Below are 15,897 nucleotides of genomic sequence, written 5' to 3'. Positions count from 1 at the left end.
TGTCGGAAGCGGAGCTCGATCGTCGCCTCGACGTGCTGAAGATGGCGAACGTCGACCGCGAGCGCTGATTCTTTGGACAACTTCGGCGACTTTCCGGTTCACAGGAACCGGAAAGTCGCCGAAGTTGTATCGGAATCTTCTAGCGCTCCTTGGAGCGGATACGGATGCCGCTCAGGGGGATGCTGACGCTGCCGCCGGGGTCGGTGAAGAAGTCGTTGCCCTTGTCGTCCACCACGATGAAGGCGGGGAAGTTCTCGACCTCGATCTTCCAGACCGCTTCCATGCCCAGCTCGGGGTACTCGATGACTTCCTGGCTCTTGATGCAGTCGAGCGCCAGTCGTGCCGCCGGGCCGCCGATGGAGCCGAGGTAGAAGCCGCCGTGCGCGTCGCAGGCCTGGGTGACCTGCTTGGAGCGGTTGCCCTTGGCGAGCATCACCATGGAACCGCCCGCGGCCTGGAACTGCTCCACGTAGCTGTCCATGCGGCCCGCGGTGGTGGGGCCGAACGAACCCGACGCCATGCCCTCCGGGGTCTTGGCCGGTCCGGCGTAGTACACGGGGTGGTTCTTCAGGTACTCCGGCATCGGCTCGCCGGCGTCCAGGCGCTCCTTGATCTTGGCGTGCGCGATGTCGCGGGCCACCACCAGCGGGCCGGTCAGCGACAGGCGGGTCTTGACCGGGTGCTTGGAGAGCTCGGCGAGGATCTCGTCCATCGGGCGGTTGAGGTCGATCGCGACGACCTCGCCGCCTGCGATGTCCTCGGCCACGCCCGCGTCCGGCATGTACTGCGCGGGGTCGGTCTCGAGCTGCTCCAGGAAGACGCCGTCGGCGGTGATCTTGCCGAGCGCCTGGCGGTCGGCCGAGCACGAGACGGCGATGGCCACCGGGCACGAGGCGCCGTGGCGGGGCAGTCGGACCACGCGGACGTCGTGGCAGAAGTACTTGCCGCCGAACTGTGCGCCGATGCCGAACGACTGCGTGAGCTTGAAGACCTCTTCTTCGAGCTCGGTGTCGCGGAAGCCGTTGGCGGCCATCGACCCCTCGGTCGGCAGGTTGTCGAGGTAGTGCGCCGAGGCGTACTTGGCGGTCTTGAGGGCGAACTCGGCCGACGTGCCGCCGATGACCACCGCGAGGTGGTAGGGCGGGCAGGCTGCGGTGCCGAGCGAGCGGATCTTCTCGTCGAGGAACTCCAGCATGCGCTTGGGGTTCAGGATGGCCTTGGTCTCCTGGAACAGGAACGACTTGTTGGCGGAGCCGCCGCCCTTGGCCATGAAGAGGAACTTGTACTCGGGACCCTTGGGCCCCTGCTCGGTCGCGTAGATCTCCACCTGGGCCGGCAGGTTGGTGCCGGTGTTCTTCTCGTCGTAGGTGGTCAGCGGCGCCAGCTGCGAGTAGCGCAGGTTGAGCTTGGTGTACGCGTCGTACACGCCGCGGCTGATGTGCTCGGCGTCGTCGATGCCGGTCAGCACGCCTTCGGCCTTCTTGCCCATCACGATCGCGGTGCCGGTGTCCTGGCACATCGGCAGCACGCCGCCCGCGGAGATGTTGACGTTCTTGAGGAGGTCGAGCGCAACGAAGCGGTCGTTGCCCGAGGCCTCCGGGTCGTCGATGATCTTCCGGAGCTGAGCGAGGTGCGCGGGCCGCAGGTAGTGGCTGATGTCGTGCATCGCCTCTGCGGTCAGGGTGCGGATCGCTTCCGGACTCACCTTGAGGAAGGTCTGGCCGTCGACCTCGATGGTCGAGACGCCTTCGGTCGTGATGAGGCGGTAGGGGGTGTCGTCTTCACCGATCGGGAGGAGGTCGGAGTAGAGGAATTCGGGGGCTGAAGCTGATTCACTCACGGCTGTCATGATAACGCTCGCGCTAAGCGCGCTTGCCTGCCGTCGTCTCCGCGTGATCCTTGTCTCTGGCGGCGCATGCGGGAAGTCTGTAGGACGGAAGGCAGCGGTCACGCGCTCACGACTTCAATTCGGAACCAGCAGGAGACGACATGACGCAGGTCCCCACCATTACTCTCAACAACGGCGTCGCGATGCCACAGCTCGGATTCGGCGTCTTCCAGGTGCCGGACGACGGCGCGCAGGTGGCCGTCGAGGCCGCGCTGGAGTGCGGATATCGCAGCATCGACACCGCGATGATCTACGGCAATGAGACCGGCGTCGGACGCGCCCTCGCCGCGTCGGGAGTCGCGCGCGACGACCTGTTCATCACCACCAAACTCTGGATCTCCGATTTCGGGCCGGGCAAGGCGGAGGCGGCGCTCGACGCCAGCCTGGAGCGGCTCGACCTCGACTACGTCGACCTGTACCTGATCCACTGGCCCGCCCCGGCCACCGACGACTACCTCGACACATGGGCCCAGTTCAGTGAACTCGACACGGCCAAGACGCGCTCGGTAGGCGTCTCGAACTTCCTGCCGGAGCATCTCGATCGGGTCGTCGCGCTCGGTGGGAAGGTCCCGGCGGTCAACCAGATCGAGCTTCACCCGGCGTTTCAGAATCGGGCGTCGGTCGAGGCCGATCGCCGGTACGGCATCGCGACCGAGGCCTGGAGTCCGCTGGCGCAGGGTCGTGCGCTGACCGCCCCGGCGGTCGTCGAGGCGGCGGAGCGGCACGGTGTCTCGCCCGCTCAGGTGGTGCTGCGCTGGCATGTCCAGAACGGGACCATCGTGATCCCGAAGTCGGTGACCCCGTCGCGCATCGCGTCGAACTTCGACCTCTTCGGTTTCGAGCTGTCGGCCGCGGAGATGGATGCCGTCACCGCACTCGAGGCCGATGGTCGGATCGGTATGAACCCGGCGACCTTCAACGGCAAACGCAGTTAGTGCTAGTGCTGGTGTAGGTCGATGTGGTCGGCGGGAGCTCGCCGCCGACCACCGTCGGTCTTCAGGAAGGCTGCGGAGGCCTCGTAGCCTCGATCGATGAGTTCGTCGGCACGGGAGAAGTCCAGCGGGCCCACCTCCAGCGGACACGGCGGCGGGAGGACGATCAGTTCGGCGGCGCCGGTGTACTCGCGGATGTCGCGGACCAGTCGCTTGTGGATCAGCAGCGTCATCGTGTGCAGCAGCGTGCCGGTGATGCTGGTCGGCGGTTCGACGAGGGCACACGGGTACCCCGACGGCAGCACATAGATGGTGTCGGCGCCCGCTTCGACGGCGTTCGATATCGCGGTGTTGTCGGCGATGCCGCCGTCGATCAGCAGGCGGCCGTCCCACTCGACCGCGGGCAGCAGACCCGGGATCGCGGAACTGGCGATGATCGCGTCGGCCGCCGGACCGGAGCGGATGTCGACTTCGTTGCCGGTCAGCAGGTCGGTCGCCACCACCGTGAGGGGGATGAGGGCGTCTTCGATCCGCTCGAGGGTGAGGTGTCGCTTGGTCAGGAGTCGCAGGCCCTGGTCGCCGAAGAGTGCGGCCTGGTGTCCGCGGAGGACACTGACGATGCGGCGCGGGCTGGGCGGAAAGAGCTGCCAGGTGTGCAGGCCACGCCAGATCTCGCCGAGGTCGTCCACCACGTCGGGCCGCAAGCCGCGGCCCGCGATGTAGCCGGCGTTCAGCGCGCCGACGGAGGTGCCCACCAGGAAGTCCGGCTCCACCTCGCGTTCCATCAGCGCACGCAGCATTCCGACCTGCAGGGCGCCGAGATTGGCTCCACCGGAAAGGACAAAGGCCACTGTCATGACGTCACCTCCTGTCTTCACGATAGGACGGGTGGTGTCGCGACGGCATCGAGGCCGTGCCGTTCAGGATCGGGCGGGGAGCCCGACGTCGCGCCGATGATGCTCCAGATCGTGCACCGCGTAGATGCCGAGCGTCTCGATGGTGAAGGGAGAACCGTTGCCGCGCATGCCTTGCCGCGACCACGCGTCGTCGCCGACCAACCGGTACAGCTCGGCGAATCCGGCGGTCGCGGCCTCGAGTTGATCGCCGACGTGCTCGGGATTCTGCGCGTTGTAGGTGGCCTCGTTCTCGGCCTCGTTCTGATCCCAGTCGGGGAAGGTGACCGGCTGGGCGCGAAGCATCATCTCCAAGCGTTCGGTCATCACCGCATTCACGTCGCGGACATGGCAGGCGTACTCCAGGGGCGACCACGTGGACGGGTTCGGCCGCACCCGCACGTCCGGACGGGCCAGGACTGCGCGCCATCCGTCGGCGGTCGCTGCGATCCGGGAGACGATCTCCGCGCGCCGAAACTCGGCCGGATCGAAACCGCATTCTTCGCACTGCAGCTGGATGACCCAGGTCCAATCCTTGGTATCCGGCTCGATAGTCATGTTCCCAGCCTAGTTCCACGTCGTGGACGACCGGTCGTGGGACGAGGATGTGCGCCTGATCAAGGCAAGAAAGTGCGGTTCCGTGTCGGGCGTAGAGATGAACGAGGTAGGGGAATGGGAACCGGGCGGCGGTCGATGTGACGACGTAGCCTCGAAAGGGTGAGCACACGCGCGGGAATCGTCGTCACCGGAACCGAAGTCCTGAGTGGACGGATCGCCGACCGTAACGGTCCGTGGGTCGCCGATCAGCTGTTGCAACTCGGCGTCGACGTCGCACACATCACCATCTGCGGCGACCGCCCCGCCGACCTCGCGGCGCAATTGCAGTTCCTCGCCGACCAGCGCGTCGACCTGATCATCACAACCGGTGGCCTCGGTCCCACCGCCGACGATCTCACGGTCGCTGCGGTCGGCGAGTTCACCGGCCGTGCCCTGCATCCGGACCTCGAGATTCGGACGGTGATCGAATCGGTGATCCGCAACTGGCGCAAGTACCACGACGACCTGCCGCCATCGGTGGTCGCCGCGATCGACAAGCAGGCATTGATTCCCGAAGGCGCGCAGGCGATTCCGCCGACGGGAACGGCTCCCGGCGTCGCCGTTCCAGCGACTGACGGCATGCCGGCGATACTGGTGCTGCCCGGCCCGCCACACGAGGTGCAGACGATGTGGCCCGCGGCGATCAGCTCCGACGCGGTCGTTGCCGCGATCGCCGGACGCGGCGTCTACGACCAGCGCACCCTTCGCGCCTACGGACTGTCGGAGGCCGATCTGGCGGTCTCGCTGCGCGCTGCGGAGAAGTCCATCGACGGCTTCGACGAGCTGGAGATCACCACCTGCATGAGCGGCGGCGAACTCGAGATCGTCACCCGCTTCGACGTCGCCGCGACGCCCGCCTACCGCTCGCTGGAGCAGGCGATCCTGGCGAGCCACGGCGATCGCGTCTACTCCACCGACGGCGCGACCATCGACGCCGTTCTCGCCGAGCTGCTCGGCGATCGCACCATCGGCACCGCGGAGTCGTGCACCGGCGGGATGGTGGCGGCGGCGCTCACCGACCGGCCGGGGTCGTCGTCGTACATGCTCGGCGGCATCGTCTCGTACGCCAATGAGGTGAAATCCGGAGTGCTCGGCGTGCCCTCCGAGTTGATCGAGGAACTCGGTGCCGTCAGCGAGCCGGTGGCCAAGGCGATGGCCGAGGGCGCGCGACACGTGCTCGGCGCCGACATCGCGGTCTCGACCACTGGGATCGCCGGTCCGGGCGGTGCTCGTCCCGGGAAGCCGGTGGGCACCGTGTGCTTCGGGCTGGCGATCGACGGCCGCGACACCGTGACCACCACTCGGACGCTGCCCGGCGACCGTGCGACCGTCCGACGCCTGGCGACGTCGACGGCGCTGCACATGGTGGAACGGGCGCTGCGGGGAGCGGTCTGAGGGATCCGCGGAACTCGCCGTCAGAAGCTGGATTCAGAATCCAGCTTCTGACGGCGAACTACGCGGATCTGGAGGCGCCGGTCAGACCGGCTTCTTCTCCACTGCGCTGGTGGATTTGAGCACGCACCCGGCGGGCGGGACGTCGTCCTTGGGGAACATCGTCGCGACGGCGACGGCGAAGCGGCGGGCCCGCTCGATGTAACCGGCGTCGGTGTAGTGGACGCCGTCTTTGAACCACTCCTGCTTGGCCTCGTCGGCCCAGTCGTAGACGCGCAGGTTGGGGTAGCGCTTGCAGGCGCGGACCAGGGCGCGGTTGAAACGCTGCATCGCCCGGTTGTTGTAGGCGGGGTTCTGGTTGAGGGAGTTGGTGATGACGGTGGGCCACAGGACTGGCTCGCCCTTCAACGGCTCCAGCAACCGATCGATGCGCATGTCGAGGGGACCGGGCCCGCCGACCTCCATGTTGGCGGTGTCGTTGATACCCATCGCCATCACCCAGCAGCCGCTGGCGCCGCGCTGGATGTCGGCCAGGATGGAATCGTGCGCGTTGGGCTCGCCGTCGACTTCCTCGATGCTCGAACGGCCGCCGACGACGTCGGAGATGTACTTCTTCACACCGACCGACGCGTAGCGGCCGGACAGACGCAGGGCCGCATTCGGCTGCAGCTCGGCGGCGTTCATACCGATCGACGTCGAGTCGCCGACGTGAATCAGCGTGGTGCAGCTGGTACGACGCTGGGAGGCCGGGAGCATCGGTCCGACCACCGCGGGCTTGGGGCCCTCGTCGATGTCTTCGATGCCGCTGTCGTCGAGTCCGCTGGTGTCGCCGGCCAGGGCGCTGATCACCGGCAGGTTCGGATTCAGGCGGGCGACGCCGACCATCGTGGCCAGGGCCACGCCGATCACGACGACCATGGTGAGGACGGCGCGTGCGGGCGAACGCCGCGCCGACTCGGTTTCCGCCTCGGGGGCGGAGTCGGCGGGCTCGGGAGCCGGAGGCAGGTCGACGGCAGACGTGACCGGCTCGACGGCCGACGGCTCGGCGGTGGGCTCGGTGTCGGGAACGGCCGAGTAGGCCAGCGTCACGGGTTGCTCGACCGGCTCGGGCTTCTCCTCGACGTCGGCGGGGGACTCGTCGGCCTCGACTGCCTCCTCGGCATCGACCGGGACGGTGATGGCCGCGAAACTGCGTGTCGGCGCCTCGCTGGGAGGGGTGTGGACGGGCTGCTCGGCGGCGGAGGTCTCGGTGTCGGGTGCGTCGGTGTCGGAGGTCTCGTCCGCTGCGTCGATGTCAATTGCGTCGACGTCGGACTCATCCGGCGGCGGAGTGAGGTCGACTTCCTGCTCTTCGACCGGCGGCCAGGTGACGTTGACCGCCTCTTCGACCAGCGGTGCCGGTTCCAGCGACGACGGGACCGCGGCGTCCCACGCGGTGGCGGTCGGCACCGGTTCCGCTTCAGCCTCGACCGGAGCGGGTTCGGCGGCGGGAGCTTCGACCGCCGGCTCGGATGCGGGAGCGGTGCTGGTGGCACCGCCCTGCACCTTGGCGAGCAGGCGGTTGAGCCCGCTGGTGATGGCGGCGAACAGCGACGCGAGCGCTGCGATCAGTTGGGCGAGCAACTTTTCCTCCGCGGGTCGGGGAGTGGTGAAGGCCTTCTTGAAGCCGTAGCGGCGGATCGGATCCTCGACATAGCGCCACGACAAGGTTGCGAGGAGCAGGGTCCCGACCACCACGATCGCCGCGCTGGCCAGTTTCGACTCCGACCGCAAAGTGGCGGGCAGGAAGGCGACCAGCGGCATGTGCCAGAGGTAGATGCCGTACGACCGTTCGCCGATCCAGCGCATCGGTTGAACGCTGAGCAGCTTCGCGGCCAGAGTCGCCGGGGTCACGGCAGCCACCAGGACGGCCATGGTGGCGAAGGTCAGGGCCAGCAGCCCCCAGGTGTAGAGGTCGGGAGAGGTGCCGGGCATCGACATGCTGAGGTAGACGATGCCTGCGATGCCCGCAAGACCGAGCGCGTCGATGAAGGCGCGGCCGTTCTCGGAGACCTTGTGTTTGCGCGCGGGCCACCAGAAGGCGAGGGCGGCACCGAGCAGCAGGCCGCCTGCGCGGGTGTCGGTGCCCTCATAGGCGCGGGTGTTGTCGAACCCGACGAGGGCCACCTCGGACAGCAGCCAGAACGACCCGATCGACAGCAGGACGATGAACCCGGTGATCAGCATGCGTCGTCGCAGGATCAGGAACATCAGTGCCAGGAGCAGCGGCCACACGATGTAGAACTGCTCTTCGATCGACAGCGACCACATGTGGCTGAGCGGGCTGGGACCCTCGAACCTGCCGAAGTACGACTGGTCGGTGCCGATCATGTACCAGTTGTTGACGTAGAACAGCGCGGTCAGCGCCTCCCACGAGTACTCGCCCAACTTCTGCGGCACGACGATCGCAGCGGTGCCGAGCGTGGCGATCAACATCAGAATGACCGCGGGCATCAGGCGCCGGAACCGGCGGATCCAGAAGGTGTTCAGTCCGAGATTGCCGTGCTTCTCGTGCGACGAGATCAGCAGCGAGGTGATCAGGTAGCCGCTCAGGGTGAAGAACACCCCGACGCCCATCAGTCCACCGGAGAAGCCGGGAACCGACAAATGGTAGAGAAGGACCAGCGTGACCGCGAGCGCGCGGATTCCGTCGAGCCCCGGAAGATACGACGAGGCATTGTGAATCGGGCGAGGCATCCGCCGGTCGCACCCCCTGTAACGCAGTACTGAACAAGTCGTGGCACCGCCCCCGGCCGATCTGCCACCTCAGCGGTGGCGATCGACGGCAGGCACCAGCGCTCAATGGTAGGCCCGCTATCACGGAAACGGTGCATTCGATCGGTTGAACGTGGGAGCGTCCAGGCACTTTGCGGAGTGACAATCCTCACTCTGGTCCCGCGGTAACGCGGATGCGTCACACGTCGACGGGCCGTGCCCTACTTCGGGAACGCGGCGGCCAGCGCGGCCGCGAACAGCTTGTTTCGGGCGACCAGCCCGGCTTCGGAGTAGTGGATGCCGTCGGAGTACCAGCCGGGCTGGGCGTCCTTGGCGAAGTCGTACACCTGCAGGTTCGGGTAGCGGGCCGCCGCGCGCTTCAACGCGTCGTTGAACGCGACCATGTTCTTCGACGCGTAGGCGGCGTTGCTGGGGTTGCCGGTCATCACCGTCGGCCACAACACCTGCTGGCCGGTCAGCTTCGCCATGACGCGGTCGATCCGTTCGTCGGCGCCGACGGAACTGCCCACCGCGATGTTGGCGGCGTCGTTGACGCCCATTGAGATCACCCAGCACCCGCGGTTGCCCTCGGCCTGCTTGGCGGTGATGGCGTCGACCGCGTTGGGCTCGCCGTTCACCTTCTCGACGATCGATCGGCCGCCGAGCGCGTCCAGGACCACCTTCTTGACGCCGACGCTCTGGTACTGCGGCGTCAGGCGGTCGGCGGCCGTGGAGATGTTTGCGCCGTCGATGCCCACCGAAGTCGAGTCGCCGATGTGGACCACGCTCTGGCAGGTCGTCTGTCGCCCGGCGGGGGCGGTGGTCCCGGGTGCCTGTTCGGTTCTCGGGGCGCCGGGGGTGTTAGGGGTGCCGGGGAGGAGGCTGAAGATCGACGGCAGGTCGATGGAGCCGTTCGACGCCTGCGGCAGGTTCTCCAGCAGTGCCTGCGTCGCGACGTCGAGGATCGAGGCCGCGGCGGTCGGGAGCTGGGCGGCGGGGTCCGCCGAGGCCGTGGGTGCGGTCAGTACCCCGATGCTCGCCGCGGCCGCCACGGCGGTCGTGGTCAGGGCGACCCGGCGGAGCTTGGAGCGGGTGTGCGGCATCGGCTGCGAAGTCTCAATAGTCACAATGGACCTATTTCACCTCACTGGTAACAGGTGTCGCAAGGTGTGGCAGTTGCGAATCGGTCACAGTAGGGTCGGCACATGAGGTCGATTCATACGTTCGATGCACAGGTGGCGCGAGCGGTGGTCGCGCTGCCGGTGGGCCTCAAACCCGTCTTCCTGGTCGTGACCCTGCTGGGGAGTCCGACGGTCACCATGGCGATCGGCTTCGGCGTGGTGGTGGCCGCGTACTTCCGTCACAGTCTGCGGATGGCGCTCGCCGGCGGCGGGGTGTGGCTCACCGTCGGGATCAATTCGTTGATCAAGCTCGCGGTGGAACGGGAGCGACCGCTGTCCGATTACGCGCTCGCGATGCCGTTGCGGACCCACAGCTTCCCGAGCGGCCACGCTGCCGGATCGATGGTCGCGTACGGCCTGTTGGCGTATCTCGCCTGGCGGCTGCTGCCGCAACCCTGGAGTGCGATCGTCGTCGTCGCGCTCGGCCTGCTGATCTTCCTCATCGGGGTCTCCCGCGTGTATCTGGGAGCGCATTTCCCCACCGATGTCATCGCCGGCTGGCTCCTGGGAGGTGTCGCCTTGGTGCTCATCATCGTCGTCGTGAAGCCGCTGCAGTGAGAGGCGAGGCCATGAGAGTCGTCGTAGTGCACAACGCGCAGTCCGGATCCGCCCTCCCGATCGCGGATATCCGAGCCAAGTGTGAGGCCGCCGGGATCGAGGTGACCGACGCGGTGGCGGTGGGAAGCGACCTCGAGCGGGACCTGCACCCGCATCTCGCCGACGGGCGCACCATCCTCGCGATCGGCGGCGACGGCACGGTCAGCGCCGTCGCCGGGTTGGTCGCGCACACCGACGCAACGCTGGTTCCCATTCCCGGCGGCACCCTGAACAACTTCACCAAGGACCTCGGGGTCCCGCAGGACATCGACGAAGCGCTGGCGCGCGCGGCGTCGACGTCGGCCCGTCAGGTCGACATCGCGAGCGTGAACGACGTCTACTTCGTCAACAACTCCAGCATCGGCCTCTACTCGACCACCTTGCGCGAACGACAGTCGCTCGAATCGCTGCACGGCAAGTGGTCGTCGGCCGCGATAGCGACGGTCAAAGCCTTCTGGCGGTTCAAGAGCTACCGCGTCGAGGCCGAGGGCATGGAGTTCACGACACCGATCATCTTCGTCGGGAACAACCGCTATCCCGTCGACGGGTTCGACGGCGGCTTCCGTCGCGAGCGACTCGACGAGGGAACCCTGTCGATGTTCGTGGTCGCGGGCAAACGGCGGTGGTCGATGTTCAAACTCGGCCTGCACCTGGTGTTCGTCCGCTCGCTGAAACACGCCAGCGACTTCGAGGATCACTACGGTACCGAGTTCACCATCGAGACCAAGCGAACCTTCGTCTCCGTCTCGCACGACGGAGAGCTCACCTCGCTCGCGACGCCGCTCCGGTATCGGATCCACCCGGGGGTGCTGCGGGTGATCTGAGCTGGGGCGATCTGAGTCGGCTCAACGCCGGTTGTCGGAGTCCAGTCGTCGCAGGGCGGGTTTGTCGATCTTGCCGACGGGGTTCTTCGGGATGTCGTCGAGCTCGATGATCTCGACCGGTTGCTTCACCTTGGCCAACTCCTCTCGGAGCGAGGCCGCGACGTCGTCGGTGGTGGTCCGGGTGCCGGACCGGAACGAGACGTAGGCGATCGGGACTTCTCCCAGGACGTCGTGAGGTCGGCCCACCACGGCGGCCTCGAACACGTCCGCATGGCGATAGATCTGGTTCTCGATCTCCTTCGGATACAGATTCTCGCCGCCGCGGATGATCATGTCCTTGACGCGGTCGACCAACTGCAGACACCCGTCGCCGTCGAACCGCCCGACGTCGCCGGTGCGCAACCAGCCGTCGACGACGGTGTCGGCCGTGGCCTCGGGTCGGTTCAAATACCCGGCCATGACTACTTCGCCCGCGATCAGCACCTCGCCCGTGGCGCCTGCCGGGACGTCCTGCAGCTCCGCGTCGACGATCCGGATGCGTTGGCCGGGGAGCGGCGGTCCGACCGTGCCCGGCTTCCGGAGTCCGTGCACGGGATTGATGGCGGAGGCGGTCGTCGTCTCCGACAGGCCGTATCCCTCGACGATCGGCACGCCGTAGCGGTCTTCGAACCGGCCGATCAGATCCGCTGGCATCGGTGCCGCACCGCAGATTCCGAAGCGCAACGACGAGGTGTCCGGCACGACGTCGTCGGGCAGTGCCGTCAACATCGCGTAGATGGCGGGCACCGCTGAGAAGTAGGTCGGTCGGTGCTTCTCGACGGCGGGGAAGAACGACTCCGCGTTGAAGCGTCCGACGATCGTCGCCTGCCCGCCGGCGCGGAGCGGGGACAGCGTTCCCAGCACCACGCCGTTGGCGTGGAACAGGGGGAGTACCAGCAGGCTGTGGTCGTCGGCGGTGAACGCGAAGTGATCGACGAACGTCGACGTCATCGCGTCGATGTTGCCGTGGGTGATCATCACGCCCTTGGGTGTTCCCGTGGTGCCCGCGGTGTAGATGAGGAGCGCTACCTGGGTCGGCTGGACGTCCACGGCGTCGGCGTGGGTCGTGGACGCGAGGAGATCCGAGCACTCGATCAGGGTGACGCCGGGCAGGTCCACGGATGCTCCCGGTTCGACGACCACCACCCCGACCCCGGCGTCGGAGGTCTGGAAAGCGACCTCGGGCGGAGCGAGGGCGGGGTTCACCGGTGTCACGGCGGCGCTGAGACGCCAGGCGGCGAACACCGCGATGAGCAGCTCGACCCGATTGGGAAGCAGGAGCCCGACCACGTCGCCGGGACCGACGCCCGCGTCCCGAAGGCGACCCGCCGCGTGGCCGACGGCCTCGGCGAACCGGCGGTTGTCGAGGGCGAGGGCGTCATCGGCGACAGCGGGTGCGGTCGGGGCGGCGGCCGCCCGAGTGTCCGGCAGGCGCGGGACGATCATCGTCACTGCTGCACCGTGACGATGGGATTCGAGATGAACCCGAAGGCCTTGAGGACGCCCTCGAGCTCGCGATGCCCGAACGCCTGGCACCCGGAAGCCAGTCCGACGCGCTTCGGCGGTTGCTGCAGCAGGCTGTAGGCGGCATACGCCTGGAGCAGGCCCGTCTGCTGGTAGTTGTTGTTGCCGTGAATCACCACGTGGGCACGCCCCAGCGGTCCGGACGCGTGGACGGAGTCCAGTGACTTGTGGGTGCGGGGGTTCTCGCGCGGCGGCATCGTGTTCATCACCTGCGCGGCCACCGCATCGAGCGCGGCATCGCGCTCGTCGGGCGTCATGTCCTTCGTCGCTTCGAGCGCGTCGGCGACGATGAGCGGAACGTTCTGCATCAGCGCCGCGTTGAAGACGCCGCCTTGGGCCTTGCACGTGGCCACTCGGGGATCGCGCTTGAACCAGACCGGGTGCGACGTCCCTCCCCAGGGAAGAGATTGCGCGAGCTCGTGCTGTCCGGGAACCACCAGCGGAACGAGGCCCTGCGCGGGATCGAATGGAACGTATTCGTTGTCGGCCAGGTGATAGGCGGCCCCGCCGGCCGCGTTCACGAGGATCGTGCGGGTGGAGGCGATCGTGGGACTGCCTCCCCAGAACACGGCGATGTCGAGGGTGTCGAGCCCCGGGGTCTCGAGGGCGATCTGCGCGGCGATCTCACCGGTGGTGTACATCTGGGCGATGCCGGGCGCGATCAGCAGTCCGGCCGCCGCGAACTGAGTGCCGTACGTCTCGTCGCAGTGCAGCAGCCAGTCCTGTTCGCCGGTCGTGTCCGTGTAATGCGCGCCGACGGCCAACGCGGCCTGTACGACGGGGTCGCCGAGTTTCATGAAGGGGCCGACGGTGTTGAGTACCACGGAGCTTCCGCTGAACAGCTCGGTGAGTGCTTCCACCGAGTGCTCCACTTCGACCACCTCGTAGTCGGCGGTCTCGATGCCGGGCACGTGCGAGGTCATCGAGTCGGTCAGGGTGGCGGCGTTGCGTCCAGCAGCGGTGAACGGGACGTTGTACTGGCGAAGGAACTCGCAGATCAGGCGACCGGTGTATCCGGAGGCTCCGTACACGATGACTGGTTTGGTACTCATGGTGCTCCTGCTTTCTGGGGAAGGCGTGCTGTCGGGTGTGGAACCAACTGGTGGGTGGGGCTACATGCCCATGCCGCCGTCTACGGGGAGTCCGGCTCCGTTGACGAAGCGGGCGGCGTCGGAGGCGAGGAAGGTGACGGCGTCGGCGATGTCGGTGACCTCGCCGAGACGCCCGCTCGGGGTGAGTTCGACGACTGTCTCGACGGCCTGCTGCGGCGAGGCGAACAGGCCGAGTTGGGCCATGTCGTTCGCGAGCCCGGTCCCCATCTCGGTGGGGACGAGGCCGGGGTAGACGCAGTTCACCCGAACGCCGTAGCTGAGCTTGCCCGCCTCCATCGCCGCGACTCGCGTCATGCGGTCGATGGCGGACTTGGTGGCAGAGTAGATGCCGATGCCGGGGAACGCGATGGTCGCGGCGACCGACGCGACGTTGATGATCACGCCACCGGATCCCGCTGCGCCGCCGGGACGCATGGTGCGCAGGGCATGTTTGATGCCGAGTGCCGTGCCCAGGATGTTCACGTCGAGCTGAGTCCGGATCTCGGCGGTGGTCACCTCGGTCATCAGGCCGCTGATCTCGACGCCCGCGTTGTTCACGACCACGTCCAGGCCGCCGAGCATGGCCGTCGCCTCGCCGACGGCCGATTCCCATGCGGCGTCGTCGGTGACGTCGAGGGTCACGGCGCCGTGTCCCTCGCCCAGGGATGCGGCGACGGCGCTCGCCGCATCGGTCTGGAGGTCGCCGATGACGACCCGGGCGCCTGCCGCAGCGAGCGCGCGGGCCATGCCTTCGCCCAGCCCCTGTGCTCCGCCGGTGACCAGGGCTCGCCGTCCCGTGAGATCGAATGCGCTCATTGATTTCTCCGTACCTCGAAGGAAAGTTGTGGCGTGAGTCACGTTAGCGCAGTCTGGACGATCGTCAAGGGAAAACTTGGACAACTGTCAAAGGTTTCCGGCTGTGCCTGGTCGTCGGCCATCGTCGCACCGGCTATCCTTCAAGGACGCGTGCCGTTTCAGGGCGTGGAAGGAGGTGGCGGATGACCGCGGAGACGATCGAATCGGTCGTGTTGTCGGCGCCTGCCGAACGTGGGATGGCCAAGCGCAGCAGCAAGGTCGCTGCCAAGCGGGAGGAACTCGCGCGCGCAGCGTTCAAGACCCTGTCTGAACTCGGCTACGCGGGGACGAGCCTGCGTGACATCGCCGCGAACTCCGAATACAGTCACGGCGTCCTGCACTACTACTTCGCCGACAAGCTCGACCTGATCACCCACTGTGTTCGGCTGTACAAGGCCGAGTGCGTCGCGGCGTACGACGACGTCCTCGATGATGTCGACGACGCGGAGACCCTGCGGCAGCGTTTCGTCCGGCGCCTCGTCGACACCGCGGTGGATGAACTCCCCACGCACAAGCTCTGGTACGACCTCCGGATCCAGTCGATGTTCGAGCCCTTGTTGGTCGTCGGCGTTCGCGAGATCGATGAGGAGCTCTGCGCGATGATCTGGCGCGTGGTGAGTCGATACGCCGAGCTGGCCGGTGGGGTCCCGGTGCTAGACGCGCCCGGCATGTACGCGGCATTCGACGGGCCGTTCGAGCGAGCTGTCCGTCGCCTCGCTGCGGGGGAATCGGCCGCTGCGGACGATCTGTTCGATCAGCTCGACGCGTTGCTCGGTGCGTTGGTGCCCGTGGCGTCAGAGTCGCTGCCCGCGAGGGGCTGAGCAGTCCCCACGGGCGGCGCATTGAATCGCCGCTGGGGCGGACAGCGGGGGTGTCCCCTCCGTCGGTGACTTTGTCCGGTTTGCCGAAGATTTGTCGGTCGCGAGCTATGGTTCGGAGACCGGCGCCCCAGGCGGCCGTGTCGGCGGTGGCCATGGATCGGGCGCACAGGAGGCGTCACGGCCATGACTGATGACCACCAAGGCACACCTGATGAAGCCAATCATGGGATCAGTCGTCGACGATTTCTCGCGGGGCTCGGCGGACTCGCTCTGTTGCCCTTACTGACGCAGGCCGTCTCGGCGTGCGGCGGTGAATCGGCGACGGCGCCGTTCTCACGGGTGCGGCCGGGCGACCCGGGTTGGCCGACGCGAGAGGCGTGGGAGGCGCTGCGCGGTCAGTTGAGCGGGGACTTGATCGAGGTGCGTAGCCCCCTGCAGGAGTGCGTCGGGGTGTCCGATGCGCGGTGCGCGGAGTTGTTCCGGGAACTCAAGAACCCCTACTTCATCGG

Annotated in this window: 14 protein-coding genes; 6 read left to right on the top strand and 8 right to left on the bottom strand. The window is 67.3% G+C overall.

Features of this window, described 5'->3' with window-relative positions; all coding sequences use genetic code 11:
* Positions 1-139: 139 nt before the first annotated feature.
* Positions 140-1,840 (bottom strand): fumarate hydratase, encoded by a 1,701-nt coding sequence (locus GX543_RS02715; RefSeq protein WP_290849620.1) that lies wholly within the window; start codon positions 1,838-1,840, stop codon positions 140-142.
* A gap of 149 nt (positions 1,841-1,989) precedes the next feature.
* On the opposite strand from GX543_RS02715, the gene GX543_RS02710 reads away from it, so the two are divergent.
* Positions 1,990-2,823 (top strand): aldo/keto reductase, encoded by an 834-nt coding sequence (locus GX543_RS02710; protein ID WP_290849619.1) that lies wholly within the window; start codon positions 1,990-1,992, stop codon positions 2,821-2,823.
* Positions 2,824-2,825: 2 nt separating this feature from the next.
* Here GX543_RS02710 and GX543_RS02705 read toward each other — a convergent pair whose 3' ends face one another.
* Both GX543_RS02705 and GX543_RS02700 read right to left on the bottom strand, forming a co-directional pair.
* Complete coding sequence (locus GX543_RS02705) at positions 2,826-3,677, bottom strand: patatin-like phospholipase family protein (RefSeq protein WP_290849617.1); 852 nt, start codon at positions 3,675-3,677, stop codon at positions 2,826-2,828.
* Positions 3,678-3,740: 63 nt separating this feature from the next.
* On the bottom strand, positions 3,741-4,271 hold the full coding sequence (locus tag GX543_RS02700; RefSeq protein WP_290849615.1) for a DinB family protein: 531 nt from the start codon (positions 4,269-4,271) through the stop codon (positions 3,741-3,743).
* A 159-nt stretch (positions 4,272-4,430) separates the two neighbouring features.
* On the opposite strand from GX543_RS02700, the gene GX543_RS02695 reads away from it, so the two are divergent.
* Positions 4,431-5,705, top strand: a complete 1,275-nt coding sequence (locus GX543_RS02695; protein WP_290849614.1) for a competence/damage-inducible protein A — start codon at positions 4,431-4,433, stop codon at positions 5,703-5,705.
* A gap of 81 nt (positions 5,706-5,786) precedes the next feature.
* Here GX543_RS02695 and GX543_RS02690 read toward each other — a convergent pair whose 3' ends face one another.
* Together GX543_RS02690 and GX543_RS02685 are read right to left on the bottom strand one after the other, a co-directional pair.
* On the bottom strand, positions 5,787-8,438 hold the full coding sequence (locus GX543_RS02690; RefSeq protein ID WP_290849612.1) for an acyltransferase family protein: 2,652 nt from the start codon (positions 8,436-8,438) through the stop codon (positions 5,787-5,789).
* Between the two features lie 239 nt (positions 8,439-8,677).
* On the bottom strand, positions 8,678-9,583 hold the full coding sequence (locus tag GX543_RS02685) for an SGNH/GDSL hydrolase family protein (RefSeq protein WP_290849611.1): 906 nt from the start codon (positions 9,581-9,583) through the stop codon (positions 8,678-8,680).
* 78 nt (positions 9,584-9,661) lie between these two features.
* Here GX543_RS02685 and GX543_RS02680 point away from each other — a divergent pair, with 78 nt between their 5' ends.
* On the top strand, positions 9,662-10,195 hold the full coding sequence (locus GX543_RS02680; RefSeq protein WP_290849610.1) for a phosphatase PAP2 family protein: 534 nt from the start codon (positions 9,662-9,664) through the stop codon (positions 10,193-10,195).
* Between the two features lie 11 nt (positions 10,196-10,206).
* On the top strand, positions 10,207-11,058 hold the full coding sequence (locus GX543_RS02675) for a diacylglycerol kinase family protein (RefSeq protein WP_290849608.1): 852 nt from the start codon (positions 10,207-10,209) through the stop codon (positions 11,056-11,058).
* A gap of 21 nt (positions 11,059-11,079) precedes the next feature.
* Here GX543_RS02675 and GX543_RS02670 read toward each other — a convergent pair whose 3' ends face one another.
* Genes GX543_RS02670 through GX543_RS02660 form a run of 3 tightly spaced genes read right to left on the bottom strand, consistent with a single transcriptional unit; the run spans position 11,080 to position 14,528 of the window.
* Entirely contained in the window at positions 11,080-12,543 is a 1,464-nt protein-coding gene (locus GX543_RS02670) for an AMP-binding protein (RefSeq protein WP_290849621.1), read from the bottom strand.
* A 2-nt stretch (positions 12,544-12,545) separates the two neighbouring features.
* Positions 12,546-13,673 carry a DUF5938 domain-containing protein gene (locus GX543_RS02665; RefSeq protein ID WP_290849606.1) on the bottom strand — a complete coding sequence of 376 codons (1,128 nt, stop codon included), beginning with the start codon at positions 13,671-13,673 and terminating at the stop codon, positions 12,546-12,548.
* Positions 13,674-13,733: 60 nt separating this feature from the next.
* On the bottom strand, positions 13,734-14,528 hold the full coding sequence (locus tag GX543_RS02660) for an SDR family NAD(P)-dependent oxidoreductase (protein ID WP_290849605.1): 795 nt from the start codon (positions 14,526-14,528) through the stop codon (positions 13,734-13,736).
* 182 nt (positions 14,529-14,710) lie between these two features.
* Between GX543_RS02660 and GX543_RS02655 the strand changes: the two genes are divergently transcribed.
* Together GX543_RS02655 and GX543_RS02650 are read left to right on the top strand one after the other, a co-directional pair.
* A complete protein-coding gene (locus GX543_RS02655; RefSeq protein WP_290849603.1) occupies positions 14,711-15,388 on the top strand; it encodes a TetR/AcrR family transcriptional regulator in 678 nt (225 codons plus the stop codon).
* Positions 15,389-15,571: 183 nt separating this feature from the next.
* On the top strand, positions 15,572-15,897 hold a 326-nt coding region (locus GX543_RS02650; RefSeq protein ID WP_290849601.1), incomplete at its 3' end, for a hypothetical protein.

Origin of the sequence: Gordonia sp. (in: high G+C Gram-positive bacteria) (assembly GCF_012515855.1) — a bacterium.
Lineage (GTDB): Bacteria > Actinomycetota > Actinomycetes > Mycobacteriales > Mycobacteriaceae > Gordonia.
This window is presented reverse-complemented; position numbering and strand designations above follow the sequence as displayed.